The sequence below is a fragment of the Noviherbaspirillum saxi genome (assembly GCF_003591035.1).
In the GTDB taxonomy this organism is placed as follows: Bacteria; Pseudomonadota; Gammaproteobacteria; order Burkholderiales; family Burkholderiaceae_D; genus Noviherbaspirillum; species Noviherbaspirillum saxi.
Window position 1 is genome coordinate 351,549 of the sequence record NZ_QYUO01000003.1, and the last position, 25,070, is coordinate 376,618.

Consider the following 25,070-nt stretch of genomic DNA (forward strand, 5'->3'; position numbering starts at 1 on the left):
CGACTGCGATGCTGCCTTGAAACCGGGGTTGCCGTATCTATTCCTGTTTTGCGTTTTTTCCGTCGCGAAGTCAGCCGGCCTGGTCGCGGCCGGCCAGCATCCGGCGTGCGGTATAGGTCATCACGATTTCTTCGCGCTGGTTGAATACGGTGATGGTGGAGTCGACAATCGCCCGGCCACCCTTAGAGGTGGGTCGAATACCGTCGACTTCGACAATCGCATGGATGCTATCGCCGACGAGCACGGGCGCATGGATCTTTTGCGTCAGTTCGAGCATCGCAAGGCCGGTGCCCTGAATCATGCTTTGCAATAGCAAGCCTTCGATCAGCGTGTAGGTAAGTGCCGCCGGCACCGGACGACCGGCTATGCCGCCGGCCAGCGGCTCGCTATCGATGAACATGACTTCCAGCATGCCGGTCACGCCAATGAAGCCGACCAGATCCGCTTCCGTGACGGTGCGGCGAAAGGTCTTGAAGCGTTGGCCGGGTTCCAGTTCCTGCCAGTAGTAGCCTTGTCCGAGCTGACGGATTGCTTGTGTATTGCTCATGTTGCCCTTTCATTCCTCAATTGGTGGAGCGCTTGGCGGATGAGAGACCCGCCAGGACTTCTTCGGTGTGCTCGCCGAGACGCGGCGCCATGTGCACAGGCGGACGTTCGCCGTTGAACTTCACCGGCACGCCAGGAAAGGTAAGCGCCCCCATCCCGGGATCGACAATCGTTTCAAAGAAACCGGTCTGGCGCAGATGTTCATCCTGTTGCAGTTCTTCCAGCCTGCGCATCGGCGATGCGGGAATCTCGAGCCGACTGAATGTCTGCAGCCATTCGTCGGTACTGCGGCCGGCAATGATGTCGGCCGCAATTTCGTAGAGCGCAACAATATGGCTGGTGCGGGCAGCGATGTTGGTAAAGCGTGCATCGCTGGCAAGGACCGGCCTGCCGGCTTCGATGAAGAAACGCGACCAGTGCGCATCGGTATACGGCATCGCGCAGATGTACCCGTCGGTCGTGCGGTAAGGCCGCCGCCATTGATTGAGCACGCGCGGATATCCGGGATCAGCCAGCGGCGGATCGAAGTGCCGGCCGTAAAAATGTTCGACCAGGTTGAAGGCAACCATGGACTCCAGCATCGGCACTTCGACATACGCACCCTCGCCGGTACGCTCGCGCTTGAAGAGCGCCGCGAGGATCGCATGGGCCGCGACCAGCGCACAGGTCTTGTCGCCGGCGATGGTCGGAAAATACTGCGGCGTGCCAGTCTGCTTTTCCATCAAGGCGGCACATCCGGACAAGCCCTGGATAATGTCATCGTAGGCCGGCATGCCCCCATAGGGACCGTCCTCGCTGAAGCCGAGCAGTCCGACATATACCAGGCGCGGATTGCGCGCGCGTATGACGTCGGGGTCCAGCCCGATGGCGGCCAGCTTTTGCGGCCGGATACTATGGATCAGCACGTCCGCGGTATCGACTAGCTGGAGCAGCGCTTCACGGGCTGCCGGTGTTTTCAGGTCCAGCACGACGCTGCGCTTGCCGCGATTGACGCCCAGGAAGATCGCGCTCATGCCGGGCTCGTTGGCAGGTCCTGTCTTGCGGGTCGAATCGCCTTCCGGCGTTTCGATCTTGATGACGTCGGCGCCGTAATCGGCAAGGATCTGGCTGGCATAAGGGCCGAACACCACGGTGCTCAGGTCAAGTACACGAATGCCGTTCAAAGGAAGCATCAGTTCTCCAGAATCTGTGTAGTGCTGCAAGAGGCGCAAGCCTGTCTTGCCAAAACCACCTTGCCGATGACGCCACCGTCTTCCACCAGCGCGTGCGCCTTGCGAAGATTGTCGGCAGTCATGCCGTCAAGGCAGACCTGCGTAGTGCTGCGCAGCCGACCTGCATCGACCAGCGCTGCAACACGTTCGAGTATGCGGTGCTGTTCGATCATGTCGGGGGTCGCATGCAGGGAACGGGTAAACATGCCCTCCCAGCTGAACGATGCGCTCTTGCCGCGCAATTCATTCATCGGCAACGGCGACGCACTTTCGACCAACGCACAGATATGCCCGTGCGGCTTGATCAGCCTGGCCATCGTGCTGAAGTACCGATCGGTATCGGACAGGCAAAGGATGTAATCGACGCCCGGAATATCCTTGCCTGCCAGCTGGGGAACAAGATCGGTACGATGGTCAATGATTAGTTCAGCGCCAAGCTCGCTGCACCATGCCTGCGACGCAGGACGCGATGCCGTGGCGATGACGCGCAGGCGCCCGACAATGCTGGCCAGCTGAATTGCCATGGACCCCACGCCGCCCGCGCCACCGATCACAAGCAAGGTCTTGCCCGCATCGCTGCCGGTTGTTGAAATATGCATGCGCTCGAACAATGCTTCCCATGCCGCCAGCGACGCCACCGGCAAGGCCGCGGCTTGCGCGAAGTCCAGCGAAGCCGGCATCCTGGCAACCAGACGCTGATCCGCGAGATGCAGTTCGGCATTGCTGCCTGTCCGCGTGATGCTTCCCGCATAGTAGACACGGTCACCGGGCGCGAACAGCGTTACCTCGGGACCGGTGTCGATAACGATACCGGCTGCATCCCAGCCGAGGATGCGGGGCCGGCCATCGGCTTGCGGCCGGGCGCCGCGCATTTTGATATCGATCGGATTGACCGATACCGCCTGTACGCTGACCAGTATGTCTTGCCCGCGGGCGACCGGCGCTGCGAGCTCAAGGTCGGCCAGGGCCGCCGCGTCGTGACCGGAACTTCCGGCAGGGATCCCGATCGCCTTCATGCTTATTGCTGCTCGACTTTCGCTTTGACCGCGATCTGTTTCCACAACTCGATCTCGGTCGCCTGGAAACGACGCATTTCCTCGGCACCGCCGCTCATCACTTCGGCTCCCTGGCGTTCATAGAACTCGCGGGTTTCCGGCAGGCGGGCAATCTGGGTCAGGAGGGAAGACAGTTTTTCCGTTTCCGCCTTCGGCGTCTTGGCCGAAACCATCGCACCCACCCAGACATAAGCCTGGTATCCGGGCAACCCGGCTTCAGCGGTGGTCGGTACCTCCGGCAGTGCCGGGGCACGCCGCTCGGAAGCCACGGCGAGTGCGCGCACCTTGCCGCCCTTGATCAAACCCTGTGCCGCGGTAATGTCTGCAAAGGTCAGGTCGACGGTACCGGTGGCGACGCCGGCCAGCGCTTCCGAAGCGCCCTTGTAAGGCACATGCACGGTGCTGACGCCGGCAATATCATTAAAGAGTTCGGCCATCAACTGATAGCCGGCGGAGCCGGACGCGTAGTTCAGCTTGCCCGGCTGTGCCTTGGCAGCTTTCACCAGGTCCGATACCGATTTGTAGGGCGAAGCGGGCGGCACCGCAAGGACGGCCGGCGCACGCATCATCATCGACAGCGGAGCGAAGTCGGTTTGCGGGTTGTAGGGCAGTTTCTTGAACAGCGCGACATTGACCGCCAGCGTGGAATTGCTGCCGACGAATACCGTGTAACCATCCGCGGGCGCCGACAATACGTTCTGCACCCCGATAAAGCCGTTCCCGCCCGGGCGGTTTTCCACCACGACTGGCTGTCCCGTCAGTTCGGACAGTTTCTTGCCGAAGAAGCGTGCGGAAGTATCGGTGCCGCTGCCTGGCGGAAAAGGCACGACGAACTTGATCGGGCGGGATGGAAAATCCTGCGCAACCGCCTGCAGCGCCGGCAGCAAGGCAGCGCCACATACGACAGCAGCCGAAAACATCAATCTACGATGTGACTTGTTTATCATTTTCAGTCTCCTCTGGGCGTTATCGCCCTGTAGTGAATAAGCGATGGTCAAACACTAGCCGAACGCACGAAATCAACGATCCGGTCTTGTCCGGACTGCAGCAAACTGCGCCCGACAATCTGGTTCCAGTGCGCTTCCGAACCATGCGCGATGCGCCATTCATGCAGGCGGCGGGTCAGCAACTGGAGGTCGTATTCCTCGGTTACGCCGATCGCGCCATGCACCGCATGGGAAATCGATGCAACCAGTACCGCAGCTTCGCTGGTACGCGCCTTGGCGATCGCACTTGCAAGCGGCGGCGGCGTCGGCACACCGGCAGGGAATGCCGCTTCGGCGGCGATCAGCGACGCCGCCACATGCTCGGCCATCACGCTGATCTGGTGCTGGATAGCCTGGAATTTTCCGATCGACTTGCCGAACTGGGAGCGGTCGTTGGCATATTGCAGCGTCATGTCGAATACCCGGCGCATCGCGCCTGCCAGCAATGCCGCATGCAGCGCGGCACCGAAAGCGGACAATGTGCCTGCGGCCAGGTCGGTGTGAATGCTGTCGGCGTCGATCTGCCAGCTCATCGTGGCGACCATGCTGCCGTGTACTCCGGTCGCTGTCCTTGTCGCGCTCGCGCCGGGCAGAAGCAGCAGGCGGCCTTCATCCTGCGCCAGGACATGATCGGCTATCGTGCCGAACGGCACGACCGGACATACGAGACGGCCATCGTTGAGGCGGCGCAATCCCGGCGCGAAGGTCAGCATGCCTTCCGGGATCGTCATCCTGTCCGCCAGCAGCGCGCGTGCGGCAACGCTTTGCGCCAGCGGCACGGGTATCGCGTAGCCGCCCAGCGCAATCAGAACCGGAAACAATTCAGCCAGCGACAACGCGGCGCCGCCGTCGTTTTCGGAGGCGAGCAACTCCAGGAAGCCGGCATCACTTATCGCGTTCCACAACACGGCCGGCGATCCACCGGCTTCGATGGCACGCACCACTGCCGGTGTACATTGGTCTTTCAGGATTTCTTCGATCGCTTCTGCAAACATAATGGGTTCCTTTAGCGCAAACCGAGTCCGCGCGCGATCATGCCACGCAGGATTTCACGCGTGCCGCCGCGCAGCGAATACGTCGGGGCCACTTGGCTGACATAGGCAACCGTGCGGTACAGATCGGCATCCACGACGGCCAGCGGATCGGCGGCAATCGCGGCTTCGATGACGGCCGGAATGCTTTGCTCGAATTCGGTACCGATATCCTTGACCAGTGCTGCTTCGACCACCGGGCTCGCGCCCTGCACTAGCTGGCTGGTGACCGTCACCGACATGTTGCGCAGCGTCGCTAGATGCGTGGCGAAACGGCCAATGACCGCGACATGGGCTTCGGCGTCTCCGCTGCGGCGCAGGCAATCGATCCAGTGATCCAGCAGCATGATGCTGGAGTACAGCCGTTCGGGTCCGCTACGCTCGAACGCAAGCTCGGCTGTCACCTGCTCCCAGCCGCCGCCTTCCTGACCGATTAATGCATCGTCGGCCAGTTCCACATCGTCGAAGAACACTTCCGAAAAGTGGGCGTCGCCGGCCAGATCGCGAATCGGCCGTATGGTCACGCCCGGCAGCGACAGGTCGACAATGAATTGCGACAGGCCGCGCTGACGATCTTCCGGCTTGCCCGAGGTACGTACCAGCGCAATCATGTATTGGCAGCGCGGTGCATTGGTGGTCCAAATCTTGCGGCCGCTCAGCCGCCAACCCTTGTCAGTGCGAGTGGCGCGCGTGCCGACGCTGGCCAGATCCGAACCCGAATTGGGTTCGCTCATGCCGATGCAAAAAAATGCCTGGGCAGCGCAAATCTTCGGCAGGTAAAAACGGCGTTGCGCATCGGTGCCGTATTTCAGGATCAGCGGACCGCTCTGGCGATCGGCGATCCAGTGCGCGGAAACCGGCGCGCCGGCAACCAGCAATTCTTCCACCAGCACGAAGCGTGAGAAAGCATTCAGGCTGGCGCCGCCATACTCCTGCGGCAAGGTCATGCCGACCCAGCCGCGTTCGGCCATGGCGCGGCTGAATTCGGCGGAAAAGCCCATCCAGGAACGTGCACGCACATCGGGCGGCGAATCAGGCATGTGGCTGGCGAGGAAGTCTTTGACTTCCTCGCGAAACGCTTCAGCTTCAGGCGGAAGACTGGCCAGCCGGAAATGATTGAGCAGAGCGGTCATCGCGGCGCTTTCCTTTTATGAATGGCTAACTGCATGCTGTGGTCCTTAGGCGCGGTGTATTAGCTTGTCGGGGCATCAGACGACGCCTTGTTCTTTCAGTTCGGCGATGCGTTCCGGCGACAGGCCCAAGCGCGTGCCGAGCACTTCATCGGTGTGTTCGCCCAGCGTCGGGGCGGCACGTTTATACCGGATCGGCGTATCGGAAAAGCGGATCGGATTGGCAAGGTTGGGGACCTCTCTGCCGACAGGATGCGGCAGCGACAACTTCATCTGGCGATGCTGCACATGCGGATCTTCAAATACCTGCTGCATGTTGTTGATCGGCCCACAAGGTACATTGGCCGCTTCCATTTTTTGCACCCATTCGCTCATGCTGCATGCGAGCATGGCTTCCGCGATGTGAGGAATCAAGGCGTGGCGGTTGACGTTGCGCAGCCCCACCGTGGTAAAGCGCGGATCGACCGCCAGATCGGGTCGCCCGATCACTTCGCAAAAAGCGCGATACTGCGAGTCATTGCCGACCGCCACGATCACTTCCCCTTCGCTGCAGCGAAACACCTGGTACGGCACCATGTTGGGATGGGCATTGCCCATGCGCTGAGGGATCTTGCCGGACATGAAGTAATTGAGCGCCTGGTAGCCGTTGATCGCAACGATGCAATCGAGCAGGGCCATGTCGATGTATTGCCCCTTGCCGCTCACATGGCGATGTTCGAGCGCGGCCAGAATGGCGGTCGTCGCATACATGCCGGTCAACAGATCGGAAATGGCGATGCCGCTCTTGACGGGACCGCCGCCCGGTTCGCCGTCGGCTTGTCCGGTAATGCTCATCAGCCCGCCCATGCCCTGGAACACAAAATCGTAACCCGGCAGCGACGCATAGGGGCCGGTCTGGCCGAAACCGGTGATCGAGCAATAGACCAGGCGCGGGTTGAGTGCCTGCAAGTCTTCGTATGCAAGGCCATACCGCGCCAGGGTGCCTACCTTGTAGTTTTCCACCAGGACGTCGGCGTCGCGCGCCAGTTCGCGCACGATGCGCTGGCCTTCGGCGGAAGCGAGATCGACGGTGATCGACTTCTTGCCGCGGTTCGTGCTCAGGTAATACGCCGCATCGCTGGTGTCGCGCCCTTCCGCATCTTTCAGGAACGGCGGCCCCCAGCCTCGCGTGTCATCGCCCGCGCCGGGTCGTTCCACCTTGATGACCTCCGCGCCCATATCGGCCAGATTCTGGGTCGCCCATGGACCGGCGAGAACGCGGGTAAGGTCGAGCACTTTCAGATGTCCCAAAGCCGTCTTCATTAATGTTCCCTGTATCGTTGCGCTGCTGAAAGCCGCACTGCCAATGTGCAAAGAATAGTGCTGACGCGAACCGTCAGTCCAATATTAATTTTCTGTAAATTGATATTGAATCGGTATCAAGTCTGTGTGCCATGCTGCGAAGCAGCATGATTATTTGCCGCTATATAAAGAAGCGAGCAATATCTGATCAGTATCGGATGAATCGTTTTTGATATTGGACATTCCTATCCGCCTTCAATAATCTTGTTTCCCATCCAATACCAACAGGAGATATGCATGGCCGAATTTTTACGCTACGAACAAGATGGACATATCGTTACCCTGACGATGAACGAACCGGACCGTCGCAATCCACTGACCGGCAATACCGCAGTGCCTGAGTTTCTTGCCGCAATCGCGCGCATCGAAAACGACCGCAGCGTGCGTGCAGTGATTCTTACCGGCGCCGGCAAAGCCTTTTCTTCCGGCGGCGACATCAAGGATATGGAGCGGCAGGCTTCCGGCCAAGTCACCGGCATGCAGATACGCCAGGAATACCGCCAGGGCATTCAGCGTTTGCCGCTGGCGCTGTTCAACCTGGAAGTGCCGGTGATTGCCGCGGTCAATGGTGCAGCCATCGGCGCGGGGCTTGACCTTGCCTGCATGTGCGATATCCGTATTGCATCCGGACATGCCAAGTTCGCCGAAAGCTTTGTCAAACTGGGGATCATCCCCGGCGATGGCGGCGCCTGGCTGTTGCCGCGCCTGATCGGCCTGTCACGTGCAGCGGAAATGACCTTCACCGGCCAGGTGATCGATGCCGAACAGGCGCTCGCGTGGAATCTGGTATCCCGGGTGGTCGCGCCAGAAGACTTGTTGCCGATTGCGCGCACGTTGGCTGAGCAGATCGCCGCCAATCCGCCGCATGCGGTGCGCATGGCCAAGCGCCTCCTGCGCGAAGGCATTCATGCGCGCCTCGATACGCTGCTGGAAATGTCGGCCGCGTTCCAGGCGTTGTCGCACCAGACGAGCGACCACAGAGAAGCAGTGGCTGCCTTTCTGGAAAAGCGCGAACCGGTGTTCAAGGGCTGACGCAGATTCGATGCGCGATCCTGTGGCACAGGGCAAAGCGGTTATACTGCGGGCCTACGAGAATGCCCCGACCATGGATCTGCGCCGTATCCGTCACTTTGTCGTCCTTGCCGAGACGCTGAACTTCCGGCGCGCCGCGGAAAGGCTGCACATGGCCCAGCCGCCGCTGTCCGTCTCCATCCAAAAGCTGGAAGCGGAACTCGGCACCAAGCTCTTCGTTCGCGCCCCCAACGGCGTCAGCCTGACGCCCAGCGGGGAAGCCGCCTTGGCCGAAGCGCGGCGCCTGCTGTTCCATGGCAGCCAGTTCGCGCAGATCGCCCAGAGCGCGTCCGACGGCACCGGCGGCACGCTGCAGGTCGGCTTCGTCGGTTCCACTACTTTCGGCATGCTGCAAAAGCTGGTGCCCCTGTTCCGCGCCGAATATCCCGGCGTGGAATTGATCTTGCGGGAAGCAACCTCAGCCCGCATCGTCCAGATGGTGGAAGAGGATTCGCTCGACGTGGGCCTGGTGCGCACCCCCTTGCTGCGCAGCTCGGCCGCCACTCTGGTGCCGCTGGAACGCGATCAATTCATCGCTGCGCTGCCGCGCTCCAATCGTCTGGTCAACAAGGGCCTGCTTGCCCTCGGCGACCTTGCCGAAGAATCCTTCATCATGTACGCCCGGACCGAAGCGGCCGGCCTGCATGGCGCCGCGATGCTGGCCTGCCAGCAGGCCGGCTTCCTTCCCCGCATCACGCAGGAAGCGGTGCAGGTGCAAACCGTGCTCGCGCTGGTGGAAAGCGGCCTGGGTGTCGCGCTTGTACCTTCAGTGATGCAACGCTTCGTCAATGACAAGATCGTGTACCGTGCGTTGACGGATTTTCCCGCATCGGCCGAGATCGGCCTGGCCCTGATCTATCTGCCGCAACGCGAAACCCCTGCGGCACGGCACTTCCGCATGCTTGCCTGCCGCGAGTTTCCGGTACCAGGCAGAGGGATGTGACGAACCGAACAGATGCAATGGACAGGAAAGCTGGCGGTTTGGGCTGCGGTCGCTTCGTAGCGGCGTTCATTGCTCCCTTATCCAGACCAGTTTGGTACTTGCCCCGTTGCGTTCGATCAGGGCCTGCACCTCTAGTGCAGACCGGTTCATGCGCACCTTGCTGTGGACCAGAAAATACTCGGATGCCACCGCAAGTTCGCCGCTCGACAGCTTGGCAGCCCGTCCGGGCAGGCGTTGGGAAATATCGGCTAGATCGCGAAAGCTGGCCGTCTTGCGAGCGGTGAGCAGCACATACGCGTCCGCAACAGAGAGTGTGTCAATTCTCGCAGCCAGCACCTCGGCGGATGCGGTGTTGGCATTCACCGGGGTCACGCGCGGCAGGAATACGACGAACTCCCTTAACTTGATGATCATGTCCGGCGTAAATCCCGGTACCACGAGCAGATCGTCGATCTGCCCCAGCGGCATGGGATGCGGCACGCCGCCCGCAGCCGCGCCGACCGCAGGCTTACGCTGCGAGGCAGCCATCGCCTCGGCGGTCGCCATCGCCAGCGCCGGGCTGACCTGCAGGTTGCCCAGCAGCCGCTCGAACACCGCGACCTCCTTGCGGTTGATCGACCCGCCCACCGACAGATTGGAGAGGTTATAACGGGACTGCGCATCGACGATGTTTCCCGACAAGGTAGCGCCGGACGCATCGGTGTCGGCCTTGCCGTTTTCCACGAATTGATCAAGCCGGGTCGCTGTCAGTGGCACCGCCCAAGGCTCATCGAGGGTGTCGGCCTTGGAATACCTTGCATCCTCGTGCAGAATCAACTCGGCCCAGTCCAGCGCGCCGCGCAACATCCACTGTTTTTGCAGTTGCAGCCTCTGGTTCTCAATGAAGCGCACCTGCACCTGCTGTTGCCAGAACAGGTTAGCGACAACGGTCATGGCCAGCGTCGTGAGCAGCAGCGCAGTGACCACAGCGACGCCGCGCTGACGCACGCTGCGCAGGCCCGGCTCCCGCATGCGATTGGTCCGACGCCTGACGCAGCACGAAGCGCTTTGCTTCATGGATGTCTCCTGCTGCGGAAATGAAGACCATGCCTGGAACTGCCCTTGTGCGCATTACAGGCTTCCCGAAAGGCGCAAATGGGTGAGCTGGTAACAGCCGCCCCTTATATCAATCCGGACCTTAGGGAGCGACTGCCCTAGTAAAAACTGCCTCCTTTGCCGTGGCGGGTATCGGCCACGGCGGGTAAGCCAGAGTCAAAATCAACAGAGAGGAAACGGAAATGGATTTAATGAGCACTGGGCAGGACCGTTGAACGGACGGGATTGGCCTGCGCACTGCGCCGTACAAAATGCGTTTCTGTCAGCTTCACTCATGGCTAGACAGTTGTCAAAGCAGGCATAGATGCCGAAGTCTTGCGGGTTGGGAAAAGTCGTGCATTGGCAGAATATATGATTCAGCGTAGTGCAAGCCCCGTCAGAACATATCCCGTAACAACACGTTCCATTGCAAAGCGTCGCGCCGGACGGGCATCCGCAAGCTCCGCTGATACAGGGTTGTCCCGAGGGGCAGCATGTTTGGCCACAACCCGTTTCGCCACTATTGCAACAAATGTTATTACTGCATACCTTGCCACTGGCACAGCATGTCCCGCTGCAGCAGGCAATGCCTGCGTTACAGTAGGAAGCGCCGCAGCAGGCAGCACCGCTCGGGGCACAAACAAATGCGCCGAACTGGCCGCAGATTCGATTGGTGTCGCCATTGCACTGCAGGCAGACATTCATGCATTGTTGCCGACTCCTTGGGTTGGTGGAGTTCCTGGAGCAGAAATTGCTGCAGGCTTGGTTAGCACTTCCGCCGCCGCTTCCGCCTCCACCTGGCGTTCCGGGCGGCTTGGCACCGTATCCTACGAGCGGTGTGCCGAGCAGCATGCCGCCCACTATCCCACTCAGCCATCGCAGCGCCTCACGCCGCGTCTGTTCCGTTGCCATGGCTTTGGCAACGACATCAAATTTGTGGTCCATGATGCATCTCCTGTGAAATGGACCACTCCCTGCCAATTGTTCTTTGGATCGATCTATGCTGTGCGGGCTACCTCGCGAATCACTGGCTCGCTAGCCTTCTTCAGTAAGGCCAGGATCGGCTCCACGCCCGTAGCCACGTCGCTGGCAATCACGCCATGTTCATCGATCAGGTAGCCAAGCGGCGTGGCAAACATCGCGTACAGCCTGGAAATCTCCCACTGCTTTTGCAGCACGATAGGAAACTGCAAGCCATGCTCCTTGGCCTTGGCCAGATTCGCTTCCTTGTCGCCGCGACTGACCATCAGAATCTGCACCGCCGATTTCGGCGACCACACCTCTTTCAACCGCGCCGACAACTGCTGGCACGGCCCGCATCCGGGATCGGAAAAGATCAGCAGCACCTTGCGGCCTCGGAACTCATCCAGCGCCAGTTCGCCGCCATCGAGCTGGGGTAGCCGGAACCTTGGTGCCGGTGTGCCAGCCGACAAGCCATCGCGCTTGATCTTGCTATGGGTAAGCTCGTGTCCGACCTTGGGCGCAGCCTTGCCGGCATGCGTTTGCCCAGCGTGTGACTGCGCCGCCAACTCCAGCAACGCCGCAGCGCCCGTCGCCATGTCGCTGGCGATGTTGCTCTGTTCATCGATGAGGTAACCGATGGGCGTGCCGGAGACGCGGTATTGCGACGCGACTTCCATCTGCTGTTGCAGCAGCACCGGGCAGCGGATGCTATGTTCCTCGACCATCCTGCGGTTGTCTTCTGCACTGCCGGTACTCACCAGCAAAGGCATGGGCTTGCTGTTGTCGTCCAATGGCATGGCGGCAATATCCAGAGCCATCTGTCGGCAAAAGCCGCAACCGGGATTGAAGAAGATCAATAGCAAGTGGCGGCCACGCCATGTCGACAGGCTGTGCTGCTGACCGGAGAGGTCTGGCAATGTCAAGGCAGGGGCCGGTGTACCGATCGGCAGACCAGCAGGCATGGAGGGCGCGGCTTGTGGAGCAGCGATTGCTGGCGCGGGCCGGTTTTTCAGTTCGGCCAGTTGCTGCTCCAGCGATTCCAGGTGCAGCAGGATGCGGCCATTTTGCTTGACCAACAGGTACCCGATCCAGCAGCCAATGCCGACGATGGCCCACGCCAGAACAACGAGCACCTCCATGGTGCACCTTCTTTCCCACTGGCTTCTTCGTGCCGGGGAGCCCGCAGTTGCTTTCCATCGGCTTCTGGCGGCTGGCCGAAGAAGCTGCCCATAACAGTCTATGAGCGTGATCACGCGAAACAAGAGAAGCGCAATGTATTTGTCTGCTAAATGAAAGCTTGGTTGAGCTTCCTCAAAGTTGGAAATACCGAAGTTTGCTGTAAAAGGACCCTTTTTCTGTGTTGAGTCATAGCGCAGTCACGCCTCATCCGGCACCTCTTTATGCTGGCTGGCCATGCGCTGCTGCATGCCAGGCGGTACAGGGTCGTAGTGACTGAAGCTGACGGTATAACTGCCGCGTCCGGCGGTACTGGAATGCAGCTGCGACTGGTAACCGTTGAGTTCGGACAGCGGAATCTGGCCGCTGACGATCGTCGCGTCGCCATGGCCCTTGCGCATGCCACTGATCTGTCCGCGCCGCGCCGACAAATCGGATGTCACGTCGCCCATCTTTTCTTCCGGCACCGATACTTCGATGTTCACGATCGGTTCCAGTAGCAATGGACGCGCCTTCAGCACCGCATCCCGAAAAGCCTTGCGCCCGGCCACCATGAAAGCGATGTCTTTCGAATCGACGGGGTGACTCTTTCCATCGTGCACCGTGACCCGTACATCCTGCATCGGAAAGCCCGCAACCGGTCCGCTTTCCATCGCCTGCAGCACGCCTTTTTCAACGGCAGGAAGAAATTGGCGGGGGATCACGCCCCCCTTGACCGCATCGACAAACTCGAAACCCGCGCTACGCGGCAGGGATTCAACTTTCAGAAACACTTCTCCGAATTGCCCGGCGCCGCCGCTTTGTTTTTTGTGGCGGTAATGTCCCTCGCCGCCCGCGGCAATCGTCTCGCGATAGGCGATCTTGGGCGGATGGGTGTCGACTTCGGTCTTGTAAATTTCGGTCAGACGATCAAGCACGCTGCGCAAATGGAGTTCGCCCAAACCGGACATGACAGTTTCGCCGGTGCTCATCAACCTGTCCACACGCAGGCACGGATCTTCGGCGCACAGCTTTTGCAGAATGTCCCACAGGCGCTGCTCGTCGCCGCGCTTGCACGCCTCGATGGACAAGCCATAGATGGGCTGAGGAAGAGGAGGCGGTTCAAGATGGATGTGTGCATCCTCTGCGGCATCATGCAATATGGAATCGTAGGAGATATCCTCGATTCTGGTTACCGCGCAGATATCACCCGGCACGCCTTCCGCGATTTCAATCTGTTCCTTGCCTTGCAAGCGATAAAGATGGGCAACACGAAAGGGTTTGCGGATATCGCCGATATAGAGCGTGCCGTCGCGCCGGACCGTTCCTTGATGGATGCGGAATACACTCAGTTTGCCGACATACGGGTCCATTACGGTCTTGAACACATGCGCCAGGACATGGCGCGCCGGATCTTGCACTGCCTTGATGGTCGTATGCTTGTGCGCCGCATCGGGTTCTTCCTGGTAGAAGAGCGGCGGATTGCCTTCCGTCGGGTTTGGCATCAGCCTGATGAAGATATCGAGCAATTGCGCAATGCCTGCGCCGTTGCGTGCGGAGACAAAGCAGATCGGGATCAGGTGCCCTTCCCGCAAGGCTTGTTCAAAAGGGGCATGCAGTACCTCCGGCGCAATGTCGCCCTGTTCGAGATAAGTCTCCATGAATGCGGGATCGACCTCCACTACCTGGTCGATCAGGGCCCTATGCACCAATGCCACACTGGAAAAGTCGGCGTCGCCATCCGGATTAAAGAAGCAGTCGATCACCTCGCTGCCACCAGCGGCCGGCAAATTGATCGGGAGACATTCCTTGCCGAACACTTCCTGAATACCTTTGACCAGCCCCGGCAAGTCGATATCAGGCGCATCGATCTTGTTGACGATGATCAACCTGCACATTGCGCGTTCCCGAGCCAGCTCCATCATGCGCAGGGTAATCATTTCGATGCCGTTTTGGGCGTCGATGACCACTGCCGCAGTATCGGCGGCAGGCAGCGCGCTGATCGCCTGTCCGATGAAATCCGGATAGCCCGGCGTATCCGCCAGATAAATGCGCGTATCGCGATGATCGATATGGAGCAGGGAAGAGTACAGTGAATGCTGGTATGTGCGCTCGAGCGGGTCGTAATCGGACACGGTGCTTCCACGTTCCACGCTTCCCTGAGAGGCAATCATTCCTGATGCATGCAGCAATGCTTCCGACAGTGCCGTCTTGCCACTGCCACTATGCCCGACCAGGGCAATATTACGTATTTCTTCTGTGCGGTAAGGCATAAGCAGAATCCTCCTGTGAATGACTTTCGTGCCGCTGAACCGGACTTCATCTATTATGGTTCGGGAATCGGGAACGGCAAAGGAGAAAACCGACGCCAATGCTGTAGCGAAAAACCTTAAAAAGCGAAATTGCCCTATGCGGCTCAGCCAAAATTAAACGAGGAAAATGTGCCAGAGCAAAATTCTGTCGTAGGCCGCCAAGAGTTAGCAACTGGCGATCGCTGGTTAGGGCAATTGACCTACAGCAAGGATATCGAGGCAGAAGAATGAAGGGCTAACCATTTGGTGGACTCTTCTCTTTTTCGGAAGGACAGCGTTGATAGTAAGTAGCCGCGGTGGCCGCTTACTGGTGCTTACAGGTCAACGCGCTGCATGGCAGCTACGGTACACAGAGGGGGAAGTTCCCTCCCAGCGCTTGAATGCTCGCCGGAAGTTGGCCAGATCGGAATAACCTAATAAGTAGGCAATTTCTTGTATAGTCAGATGGTCCGATTTCAAATGCCCGACTGCTATCGTATGCCGTACCTCTTCAAGAATGTCTTTGAAGGACGTGCCCTCCTCTAACAGACGGCGATGCAAGGTGCGCGGCGTCAAATGGAACAAACGGGCGACAACGCTGAGCGAAGGGAAACCGTTCTTTTTTTCCAGCATGACTCTCTGCACCTTCGCACCCAACGTATCGTTCTTCGCCAACTTGTCGAGCTCTCGCTGACAGATAGATGCTGCCTCTTTGAACGTCGTCGAATCAGCCATTTTCAGCGGCAAGTCAACCATCTCCAATGGCACCGAGAAACCGGTCCAGGGCTGGCTGAAGCGCACATCGGATTTGAAAACATCTGCCGCCAATGCAGCATAACTGGTTCTCTCGAACGGGAATGCCACCTCGCTAACCCGGCACGCCCCCATGGTCACGTAATCCAGCACGTTTTTAATAGTGAGCACCACGGCTTCAAGTACAGGGCGACGGATATCCCCCAAGGGATGTGGCTCCTCGAATTTAACCCGAAATTGCGTACCGTCGACCTCGTGGCAAATAGAGACTAGCGGCGTACGCACAGCGACATAACGCTCAAACAATTCGACTGTTTGACGTACCGTACCGCTGCTGATGGCCGCATAGCCGAGAATGCCGTGCGCATTCACCAGAAGCCGTTCTCCCACCAGCAGCCCGAATGCCGGTTCCTGCGTCATTGCCATGGCATCTAATATCAGCTTCCGGAAAGTCGCGTAAGGAAGGCGCAACTGCGCATCATCCAGTTGCGTTTCACGGACTTGATTCCCTTCCAGCCAGCGCTGCATATCACCGCCCATATCTCGGATCTGATCTGCAACTTGGCGCAAGTAGTACACCGGCACTGTGAAATCCGAGTTGTGCATTTGATATTTGTACGCTGTTGCTTGCAATAAGGAATCATGAGTGGCGCGCTGATTGTCAATAAATGACCCATGAATGTCAACTGCGGCTCTGTTTGAGATTTGATCCGCTCTGCAAACTCGAGCTCTCACAAAAAAACAAAAATTTCATCTATTCGATACAGGAGATCATATGTTGGCACTTCTCTCTCGTAGAAAGGCGACAACCGCACATATCAACCTGCGGCCAGTCACAGTCAACCCAAAGGAGACCTTGTTGCAGGCGGCGCTACGCGAAGGAATTCCCTTTCCTAATAGTTGCCGTGTAGGAGGATGTGCCACCTGCAAATGCAAGCTTGTCCGCGGCAAGGTCAAGGAACTGACCGAGTCGGGCTATATCCTTTCCGATGAAGAAGTCAGGGAGGGCTATATCCTGGCATGCCAAAGCGTGCCGCAAACTGATGTCAGCATCGATGTTGAGCTTCTTCGTCCCGCGTCGCATCGCAAGACGAGCGGACGTGTCATTGGTCAGGAAAAGCTGACGCACGATATTACCCGCCTGCGTGTGCAACTGGACGCTCCCCTTCAATACAGGGCAGGTCAATTTGCCGATATTGGTATTGCCTCTTTGCCTGGCATCAGCCGAAGTTACTCTTTTGCCGCCCCCACTCGCTCCGACGGTCAGGTCAGCTTTTTTGTCCGCAAGGTCGCGGGAGGTGAGTTTTCTTCCCTGATTAACGACAGTAAGGTTATCGGCCAGTCCGTGCTTCTGGATGGTCCTTCGGGAGATTTTTGGTTACGTCCTGGGGAAGCCCCGTTATTGCTGGTGGCGGGGGGAAGCGGCCTCGCGCCAGTGCTGGCATTGCTTCAGGAGGCGGCAGCGAACGGCGTATCGCGATCCGTCATTTTGCTTTTTGGCGCACGCGAGGAAAAGGACCTTTACGCGCTCGAGGAAATCAATCGCATCGCAAGTCAATGGCGGGGGACGTTTCGGTTTGTTCCAGTGCTTTCCGATACTCCTGCAGAGTCGACGTGGGCAGGCGAACGCGGCCTGGTTGTCGACAAGATTCCAGAGTTGCTGGAAGCCGGTTCTCATGCATACCTCTGCGGTCCGCCGCCCATGATCGATCGCGGCATTGCGCTGCTTGAAGAACACGGCATCGCACGCGAGCACATTCATGCGGATCGTTTTCTCACTCGGCACGATGCCCCCGCCGCTGTAGCAAAGGTAGCAAAGGCTTCTTCCGCGCGAGTCCTTCAACACGCTTCTACGAGTGCAGGCGTACTGCATTACCTGAAGTACTTCCTGTTCCATGCCATTGGACTGATCGCACTGGCAGCGACACTCGCAGGCGGGTCTTTTATTACCGCAGGGCTGGCGGCCATCCTTGCGATTTATCTGCTGGGAGACGCGGTGCTCGGTGATGACACCTCCACGCCGCAGTTCCGGCACCCTGGCATCTTGACCGCGCAACTATGGCTGGCCTTGCCGCTGCTGGCATTGATCGTTTTTGCGGCGGTATGGCACGTCAGTCCAGGCGATCCATTCGGCTTTGGGAACTGGATTGCGCATCTCACCGGCTATGACGTCATTGCCGCTCGCGACGCAACGTCTTTTGGCGCGCACGTGTCCTTGACCTTCCTTACAGGGCTGATGATCGGAATGGTCGGCACCATACCCGCACACGAATTGACACACCGCACCTGGGATCCCGTGTCGATGTTGATTGGGCGCTGCTTGTTGGCATTCAGCTTTGACACCGTCTTCTCCATCGAGCATGTGTATGGCCACCACCGTTACGTCTCTACCGAGGAAGATCCTGCGACTGCCCCGCGCGGACGAAACGTGTACCACCATGTCGTCGCCTCTACCGTCAAGGGCAATATCAGTGCGTGGAACATTGAACAAAAGCGTCTGGCGCGTAAAGGCTTGCGATTGTTCTCCTGGCGTAATGCGGTCATCAGAGGGCACCTGATGAGCCTGCTGCTGGTCGTCGCTGCCTGGGCAGCCGGCGGATGGCAGGCAGCGGTGTACTTTACGCTGTTCGGCCTGTGGGGAAAAAGCCTTCTGGAGATCGTGAACTATATGGAACACTATGGAATGGTGCGTAACCCGCAAGTGCCCGTGCAGCCGCGCCACTCCTGGAACACGAACAAACGCATCAGCTCCTGGACCATGTTCAACCTGACGCGGCATTCCCATCACCACGCGCAAGGCGAGGTTCCCTATCAGGATCTCAAGCCGTTTCCCGACGCGCCAATAATGATCGGCGGTTACCTGACAACCATCGTCGTCGCGATGATTCCACCGCTCTGGCACAAGTTGATGACGCCGAAAGTACTCGCCTGGGACCGCGACTTTGCCAACGCCGAAGAGCGCCAGTTGGTCGCCCGTGCCAATGCCCGAAGCGACATCCCGGCCTTTCAGCGGGTAATCAAATGACGAACATGTTTCGTATGCGAGAAGACAGGGCACAGGAGGAGTTGACTGACGCACTGACCAGGCAGCGCGACGCCCAGCGACAAGAGCCGCTGCCGACGTGGGAGGTAAGAGCCGATCGCCTTCGCCGTCTTCGTGCATTGGTCAAGGAAAGCCGTGCAAGCATTGCCGCAGCCATTCATCGTGACTTCTCCCATCGGCCGCAGGCCGAAACCGATCTGCTGGAGATATTCCCGTCGATAGGCGGCATCGACCACGCGCTGCGCCACGGGAAGAAATGGATGAAGCCGCGCCGGCGTCAAACCGGTTTGTGGTTCAAGCCTGCACGGTCGGTACTGCTCCCCCAGCCATTGGGTGTGATCGGCATCATCGTTCCATGGAACTATCCGTTGTTCCTGGCCGTGGGGCCGCTAACATGTGCGCTGGCAGCGGGAAATCGGGCGATGGTGAAACTGTCCGAGCTAACGCCTGAATTCGCCGCGCTTTTTGCGGAGCTTATCCGCGCACATTTTGATCCGGCCGAAGCTACCGTCCTCAATGGCGATGCGGATGTCGCACGCGCCTTCAGCAGCCTGCCGTTTGATCACCTGCTGTTTACTGGTTCAACCCGCATCGGACGAGACGTAATGCGTGCGGCCAGTGCGAACTTGACGCCAGTTACGCTGGAGCTCGGTGGGAAATCCCCGGCTGTCATCGGCACCAACGCTGATTTCGATGCAGCTGTAACGTCCATTTTGCGTGGCAAGCTGTTCAATGCGGGACAGACCTGTATCGCGCCTGACTATGTGCTGCTGCCCAAAGGTAAAGAAGCAAGATTCATTGAAACCGCGCGAAGAGTCTTTGACAAGCTGTATCCGCCCAGCCGGCAATTCCAGGACTACGCGAGCATCATTACCGAGCGGCACCGCAATCGTCTGTTGTCGCTTATCGATGACGCCGCTCAAGCCGGCGCTACGGTTCATCCGCTGGCGGCAAGCAGCGAACCTCCGAGCGGGCGCTGCTTGCCTCCGGTGCTGATAACGGGCGTCGCCGACAACATGGCAGTCATGCAGGAAGAAATCTTTGGGCCGATTCTGCCGGTATTGAGTTATGCCTCGCTCGATGAAGCAGTCCATTACATCAACACACGGCCGCGCCCGCTGGCGCTCTACATGTTCGATCGCGATCGCGGCAGCATTGATCGCATGATCACGCAGACCGTAGCCGGCGGCGTAACGGTCAACGATACGTTGCTGCACATTGCACAGGACGACCTTCCGTTTGGTGGAGCCGGCGACAGCGGCATGGGGGCATACCATGGAAAGGACGGCTTCGACACGTTTTCAAAACTCAAGCCGGTCGTCTACCAATCGCGCCTGAACGGCATGTGGCTGATCCAGCCCCCATATGGCAAGCGCTTCAAGCAGATGATGCGACTGATGCTCCCATAACCCGCCGACGCATGCCAACAAGACCGGCTGATAAAAAGACCGGAAATCCGAAAAACATAAGGAGACATATGTCAAAAGCTCTTTCTCGCCGATCCTTCCTGAAGGTCGGTGTTGTCGGCGGATTGGCGCTCGCTACGGCAGGCAGCATTTACCGCCTTGTTCGAGACCCCGAGACGCCACGTCGTTTTGTTCTCGATGAGCGCACGCGCAACGTTCTGGCAGCGGTCGCTCCGGTGATCCTCACGGGTGCGCTTCATCCGGGATCAGACGACGTGCAGGCCGTGATCGAGCGCATTGAGGGGGCGATCCAGCAATTACCCCTGAAGGTGCAAAAGGAAATCCAGGATCTGTTCGCGTTGCTCACGCTGGCACCCACCCGCCGCTTCCTGGCAGGCCTGCCTGATGACTGGCGTATTGCGAAGCAGGAAGAGATCGCCGCTTTTCTGCAAAGCTGGCGACTGCACCGCATCGGCATGTTGCAAACCGCATATCACGCGCTGCATGACCTCGTCGTTGGCCCCTGGTATGCCGACGAATCGACATGGGCATCCATTGGTTACCCCGGCCCGATCAAGGAACTCAGCTGAGAAAAACAATGACAACGACGATGACAACGACAATCATGAACACGAACCCCATTCCCGATCCGATCCAGGCCGGTCTTGCCTCCGGCTGGAATGTCATCGATGCGTCCGCACTCGACGCCAACCGTCAATTCGAAGTGGATGTCGCGATCATCGGCACCGGTGCCGGTGGCGGCGTGACCGCGGAAATCCTCAGCATGGCAGGCTTGAAGATTCTTCTGATCGAGGAGGGACCGTTAAAGTCGTCGAAGGACTTCAAGATGCGCGAAGCGCAAGCCTACCCGGAGCTGTACCAGGAGTCGGCTGCGCGCAAGACCAAGGACAAGGCGATCAACATCATGCAGGGACGCAGCGTCGGCGGGTCGACGACGGTCAACTGGACCTCAAGCTTTCGTACACCGGAGGACACCCTGCACTACTGGCAAAAGAACTTTGGCCTTCAGGATTATGCTCCTCAGGCGTTAGCGCCGTGGTTCGACCAAATGGAGCGGCGCTTGCATGTCACCCCCTGGGCTGCCGCGCCGAACGAAAACAACGACCTGTTGCGACGTGGTGCAGAAAAACTGGGAATTTCTACTGCCGTCATTCCTCGCAATGTGAACGGGTGCTGGAACCTTGGCTACTGTGGCATGGGTTGTCCGACCAATGCCAAGCAATCGATGCTGGTGACCACGATCCCCGCGGCACTGTCGCGCGGAGCGGTCCTGCTTACACGCACCCGCGCTGAAAAGCTGAACTTCAAGGGCGACAGAGTCGACAGCCTGTCGTGCGTGGCGATAAGCGCAGACGGCCTTGCTCCGTCCGGCAAGACGATTACTGTGCGTGCCCGTCATTATGTCGTGTCCGGCGGTGCCATCAATTCGCCCGGCCTTCTCCTGCGCTCCAATGCGCCGGACCCGCACCGAATTCTTGGCAAGCGCACCGTCCTGCACCCGGTCGTGCTGTCGGCAGCACTCTACGACCACAAGGTCGACAGTTTCGCCGGTGCGCCGCAGTCGATCTATTCCGACCATTTCCTGAACACTGATGCGATCGACGGGCCGATCGGCTACAAACTGGAGGTGCCACCGCTGCATCCGCTACTGATCTCCGCCACGCTCAGTGGCTTCGGTGAACATCACTCACACCTCATGAAGCGGTTCGCGAACCTGCATGCAATCATTGCGTTGCTGCGCGATGGCTTTCACGAACAATCGGTCGGCGGCACGGTGGAACTGCGTGACGGCGGTTCTCCGGTACTGGATTACCCGATCACCGACTTTGTTTGGGACGGTATCCGACGCGCGCTACTCACGATGGTGGAAATCCAGTTCGCCGCCGGCGCAAAGATCGTGTATCCGGTACACGAATTGGCGGATGGCTATACCAGTTGGTCCAGCGCGAAAAAGGCGATCGAGGCGCTGCCATACAAGCCGCTGTTCACGCGCGTCGTTTCCGCACATGTGATGGGTGGCTGCACCATGTCCGACGACACGAAGCTTGGTGTGGTGTCGTCCACGGGGCGCTACCATGGCGTGAGCAACCTCTCCGTGCACGATGGCTCGCTATTCCCGACGTCTATCGGCGCCAACCCGCAATTATCGATCTACGGCATCACCTGTCGTCTGGCCAGCATGCTGGCGCAGCAGTTGACTGGCAAGCCGGCGCCGGTGCTGTGATCCGCATAGTCAGCGAAACACTCATCGGTGGGAATCCTCGTCGCGAATCATCGCCGCCGAGGGGCCCGGTTTGTTGCTCGAACAGGCGCTGGGCAATGACTGGAAAGGAAAGACGTCGCTGCTTCTCTATGTCGCAGGCGTCGTTGTATCGTTCTGGCTCCATTGGCTTTCGCAGGCAATCACGTATTCGTTGCGCTGATATGGCTTATTCCAGACTGCCCGATCGAGCGCGCTTTGGCGCAACGAGAGACATGAACTGATTCTTGCGCAGTCCGGTAAGGCGGAAAGACGGAGCGCCTTCCGCCAGCCAGCTATGTGACCATACCCGGCCTTTCAAATTTGATCTGCCAAGGGGTAAAGCTCTTGGTTCTCTTTTTGTATCCGTTCGTGCAAGGCCTTGAACAAATTGTTTGCCTCTTCCTTGAAGCCCTCCGGATTACTGGACACTTTTGATCCTATCGTCCACTTGCCTGCAAATTCCATGTATGCAGCAGCGATGCCTCCCATCTCCTGCTGAAACCGTTCGCCGACCTTTGCGACAGCGGGGTTCTGTGATTTTGCAAGTGCGGGATAAAGCACACGGTCTTCAGCCGCAAGATGAAGTTTGATCACGGAGCTCATGGTTCTGATTTGCTGGGCAATCGCATCTGCATTTTTCGCAATGCCTGCTTGGGTTATTGTCCTGAGTTCGGCCACGAGCGCCAGAATCTCGTTGTGATCCTTCTTGAATTTTTCAACATTCATAAACTCCCCTCTCTCGTCGATTTTATTCAAACTGTTCCTGTCGCGATTGCACTGATTACTCAGTGGCTGATCGCGCGAAATCTATAGTACTACTATGCCACAAGACAACATCCTTGGACGATCTTCGTCATATCGAACGCCGTGCGGGGTTTCAAACCGTAGCATTTCCGGCACCAATCCGAAATCCGCTGCATTGCTAAAGACTAAAGATCTTGGTAGCAAGCTGTGCGCCGGCTTCCGTCAGGCTGACGTGGCCCCTGCCCTCCTCCACAAGATGGACTTCGACCAATCCAATCGACTGCAATTGCGTCAGCGCGCGGCGCAGTATACTCATCGGCAGGCCTGCGCGCTTGGTGAGCTTGGCGAGTGACCATGGTGTGCTGCGGGCGTCGTGGCGGGCCTCCCACAGGACCCGCATTACTTCCGGGATGGATGGGTCGATTTCAAGGTCTTGCATCGTCTTGCCTAGCGCCCCGCCGGCTGCGCGCGAGCAAAGACTCCGCCAGCTTTCCCAGCGTTTGCACAGCGGCCTCAATCTCCGGCGACCAGTCCGCACTATAGTTCAGTCGGATGCAATGCCCGTACGTGAACCCGGGCGCAAACATATGTCCAGGAGCAACGGTAATGCGGCGTTCCAGTGCCGCATGGTATAGCTCCATGGCGTCAACCCCCTCCGGCAATTGCACCCAGAGGACATATCCGCCGGCTGGCCGCGAAGTAGTCGTGCCCTTGGGGAAAAAGCGGCGCACTGCAGCGACCATGATGTTGGCCTGCTGCGCGTATGCCTTTCGTACCCGTCTCAGGTGAAAGTCGTAGCCATCGTTCTTGAGGAACTCCGCAATAGCCCGCTGTGGGATTGTTGCGGTGGTTAGTGTGTTAAGAAACTTTAGTCGCTCCACCTGCCCGTGGTAGCGACCCGGCAACGCCCAACCGATCCGATAGGCGTTTGTCAGTGTCTTGGAGAATGAAGCGCAGTGCAGGACGATTCCGGCTGTATCGTATGCTTTGAGGGAGCTCGGATGGGCGTCGCCGTAATAGAGTTCGCCGTAGACATCGTTCTCGATGACCGGGATATTTTTCTCCGTCAGTAGCGCTACAAGCTTGCGCTTCTTTTCATCGGACATCTGAAAGCCCAGCGGATTCTGGAAGTTAGGCATCACCATGCAAGCAGCGATTCCCTTTTCATCGATAAGGCGCGCCAAGGCGTCGATATCGATGCCCTCCACCGGGTCAGTCGCAACTTCGATCACGCGCATGCCGAGCCGCTCGATGGCATGCAGCATGGCATAGTAAGTCGGTGACTCTACTGCGATGGTATCGCCCGGCTTGGCCACCGCCTGCAGGCATAGGTTGATGGCCTCGGTGGCTCCGATGGTGACAATCACTTCGTTCGGGTCAATGGCATAGCCGTTCTCGAGGTACCGGCGCGAGATCTGCCGAATCAGATCCGGACTCCCTGGGGGCAGATCATCCAGCACGTTCCAATTGGCGTAGCGCCGGGCGATGTTGGCAGCATATTGGCTGATGCGCTGCCACGGAAACAGCGACGAATCAGGATAGGGAGAGCCGAGCGGGATGGCCTCACCTGAGCGGATCGAGCGCAACGTGGACAGCACCAAGGCACTGACATCGACGGCCGATGGCTTCGGACTCGGCCGGGACGGGCGGAGCTCGATCGCGGACTCGCCAGGCCGAGCGCGCACAAAATATCCGGATTGCGGCCGGCTTTCGATAACGCCGCGGCTCTCAAGCAGGACGTAGGCGCGGACCACCGTGGTGGTGCTCAATCTGTGATGCTGGCTGGTTTGCCGCACGGAGGGGATGCGCTCGCCCGGCAGCAAGACGCCCTGCTGCACCAGTGCCGCGATGTCTGCCGCCAATTTTTCATACAATTTCACGCCGCATCCCCCTTGCGAATCTTTTCATGCTTGGAGCGCGGACATCATGGCCCTGCGCCGCAAAGAGTAGCGTAACACCCACAAAGCCAGTTGCCTGTCCTAAGCAGGTCCTTAAAAGTTATTTGACAATATGCGAACCAGCTTTTCGTCGCTTGCGGGCTATTGTCTGCAAGCCTCCTCAAAT

Annotated in this window: 20 protein-coding genes; 6 read left to right on the forward strand and 14 right to left on the reverse strand. The window is 58.8% G+C overall.

All coding sequences use genetic code 11. The features are described from left to right. Positions 1-70: 70 nt before the first annotated feature. The 7 genes from D3871_RS24790 to D3871_RS24820 all read right to left on the reverse strand — a co-directional run bounded on the left by D3871_RS24790 (position 71) and on the right by D3871_RS24820 (position 7,261). Complete coding sequence (locus tag D3871_RS24790) at positions 71-547, reverse strand: MaoC family dehydratase (RefSeq protein ID WP_119771792.1); 477 nt, start codon at positions 545-547, stop codon at positions 71-73. Between the two features lie 16 nt (positions 548-563). Then, positions 564-1,718 carry a CaiB/BaiF CoA transferase family protein gene (locus D3871_RS24795; RefSeq protein WP_119771793.1) on the reverse strand — a complete coding sequence of 385 codons (1,155 nt, stop codon included), beginning with the start codon at positions 1,716-1,718 and terminating at the stop codon, positions 564-566. Continuing rightward, positions 1,718-2,773, reverse strand: a complete 1,056-nt coding sequence (locus D3871_RS24800) for a zinc-binding alcohol dehydrogenase family protein (protein WP_119771794.1) — start codon at positions 2,771-2,773, stop codon at positions 1,718-1,720. Before D3871_RS24800 ends, D3871_RS24795 begins: the two co-directional genes overlap by 1 nt. A gap of 2 nt (positions 2,774-2,775) precedes the next feature. Continuing rightward, positions 2,776-3,759 (reverse strand): Bug family tripartite tricarboxylate transporter substrate binding protein, encoded by a 984-nt coding sequence (locus tag D3871_RS24805; RefSeq protein ID WP_119771795.1) that lies wholly within the window; start codon positions 3,757-3,759, stop codon positions 2,776-2,778. A gap of 47 nt (positions 3,760-3,806) precedes the next feature. After that, complete coding sequence (locus tag D3871_RS24810) at positions 3,807-4,793, reverse strand: acyl-CoA dehydrogenase family protein (RefSeq protein WP_119771796.1); 987 nt, start codon at positions 4,791-4,793, stop codon at positions 3,807-3,809. 11 nt (positions 4,794-4,804) lie between these two features. After that, positions 4,805-5,962, reverse strand: a complete 1,158-nt coding sequence (locus tag D3871_RS24815; protein ID WP_119771797.1) for an acyl-CoA dehydrogenase family protein — start codon at positions 5,960-5,962, stop codon at positions 4,805-4,807. A 75-nt stretch (positions 5,963-6,037) separates the two neighbouring features. Next, the gene (locus D3871_RS24820) at positions 6,038-7,261 is read right to left on the reverse strand and encodes a CaiB/BaiF CoA transferase family protein (protein ID WP_119771798.1); all 1,224 of its coding nucleotides are present in this window, start codon (positions 7,259-7,261) and stop codon (positions 6,038-6,040) included. 276 nt (positions 7,262-7,537) lie between these two features. Between D3871_RS24820 and D3871_RS24825 the strand changes: the two genes are divergently transcribed. Both D3871_RS24825 and D3871_RS24830 read left to right on the forward strand, forming a co-directional pair. Beyond that, a complete protein-coding gene (locus D3871_RS24825) occupies positions 7,538-8,332 on the forward strand; it encodes a crotonase/enoyl-CoA hydratase family protein (RefSeq protein ID WP_119771799.1) in 795 nt (264 codons plus the stop codon). A gap of 73 nt (positions 8,333-8,405) precedes the next feature. Continuing rightward, positions 8,406-9,314 carry a LysR family transcriptional regulator gene (locus D3871_RS24830; protein WP_119772750.1) on the forward strand — a complete coding sequence of 303 codons (909 nt, stop codon included), beginning with the start codon at positions 8,406-8,408 and terminating at the stop codon, positions 9,312-9,314. A 66-nt stretch (positions 9,315-9,380) separates the two neighbouring features. On the opposite strand, the gene gspK is transcribed toward D3871_RS24830, so the two are convergent. From gspK to D3871_RS24850, 4 genes are all read right to left on the reverse strand, one after another. After that, positions 9,381-10,370 carry a type II secretion system minor pseudopilin GspK gene (gene gspK, locus D3871_RS24835; RefSeq protein ID WP_233575806.1) on the reverse strand — a complete coding sequence of 330 codons (990 nt, stop codon included), beginning with the start codon at positions 10,368-10,370 and terminating at the stop codon, positions 9,381-9,383. A 1,016-nt stretch (positions 10,371-11,386) separates the two neighbouring features. Continuing rightward, positions 11,387-12,490 carry a peroxiredoxin family protein gene (locus D3871_RS24840; protein ID WP_119771800.1) on the reverse strand — a complete coding sequence of 368 codons (1,104 nt, stop codon included), beginning with the start codon at positions 12,488-12,490 and terminating at the stop codon, positions 11,387-11,389. Positions 12,491-12,727: 237 nt separating this feature from the next. Beyond that, the gene (gene fusA / locus D3871_RS24845) at positions 12,728-14,779 is read right to left on the reverse strand and encodes an elongation factor G (RefSeq protein ID WP_119771801.1); all 2,052 of its coding nucleotides are present in this window, start codon (positions 14,777-14,779) and stop codon (positions 12,728-12,730) included. Positions 14,780-15,139: 360 nt separating this feature from the next. Further along, on the reverse strand, positions 15,140-16,183 hold the full coding sequence (locus D3871_RS24850) for an AraC family transcriptional regulator (protein WP_233575807.1): 1,044 nt from the start codon (positions 16,181-16,183) through the stop codon (positions 15,140-15,142). Positions 16,184-16,325: 142 nt separating this feature from the next. Between D3871_RS24850 and D3871_RS24855 the strand changes: the two genes are divergently transcribed. The 4 genes from D3871_RS24855 (at position 16,326) to D3871_RS24870 (ending at position 22,244) form a co-directional block, all read left to right on the forward strand. Then, complete coding sequence (locus D3871_RS24855) at positions 16,326-18,575, forward strand: fatty acid desaturase (protein WP_119771803.1); 2,250 nt, start codon at positions 16,326-16,328, stop codon at positions 18,573-18,575. Between the two features lie 14 nt (positions 18,576-18,589). Beyond that, complete coding sequence (locus D3871_RS24860) at positions 18,590-20,002, forward strand: coniferyl aldehyde dehydrogenase (protein WP_119772752.1); 1,413 nt, start codon at positions 18,590-18,592, stop codon at positions 20,000-20,002. A gap of 68 nt (positions 20,003-20,070) precedes the next feature. Then, positions 20,071-20,589, forward strand: a complete 519-nt coding sequence (locus D3871_RS24865; protein ID WP_119771804.1) for a hypothetical protein — start codon at positions 20,071-20,073, stop codon at positions 20,587-20,589. A 35-nt stretch (positions 20,590-20,624) separates the two neighbouring features. Beyond that, complete coding sequence (locus tag D3871_RS24870; protein ID WP_119772754.1) at positions 20,625-22,244, forward strand: GMC family oxidoreductase; 1,620 nt, start codon at positions 20,625-20,627, stop codon at positions 22,242-22,244. A gap of 333 nt (positions 22,245-22,577) precedes the next feature. On the opposite strand, the gene D3871_RS24875 is transcribed toward D3871_RS24870, so the two are convergent. From D3871_RS24875 to D3871_RS24885, 3 genes are all read right to left on the reverse strand, one after another. Next, complete coding sequence (locus D3871_RS24875) at positions 22,578-23,018, reverse strand: hemerythrin domain-containing protein (protein ID WP_233575808.1); 441 nt, start codon at positions 23,016-23,018, stop codon at positions 22,578-22,580. 166 nt (positions 23,019-23,184) lie between these two features. Next, positions 23,185-23,445: an eS19 family ribosomal protein gene (locus D3871_RS24880; protein WP_119771806.1), complete on the reverse strand. Its 261-nt coding sequence runs from the start codon at positions 23,443-23,445 to the stop codon at positions 23,185-23,187. After that, positions 23,432-24,886 carry an aminotransferase-like domain-containing protein gene (locus D3871_RS24885; protein WP_119771807.1) on the reverse strand — a complete coding sequence of 485 codons (1,455 nt, stop codon included), beginning with the start codon at positions 24,884-24,886 and terminating at the stop codon, positions 23,432-23,434. Before D3871_RS24885 ends, D3871_RS24880 begins: the two co-directional genes overlap by 14 nt. Positions 24,887-25,070 lie beyond the last annotated feature (184 nt).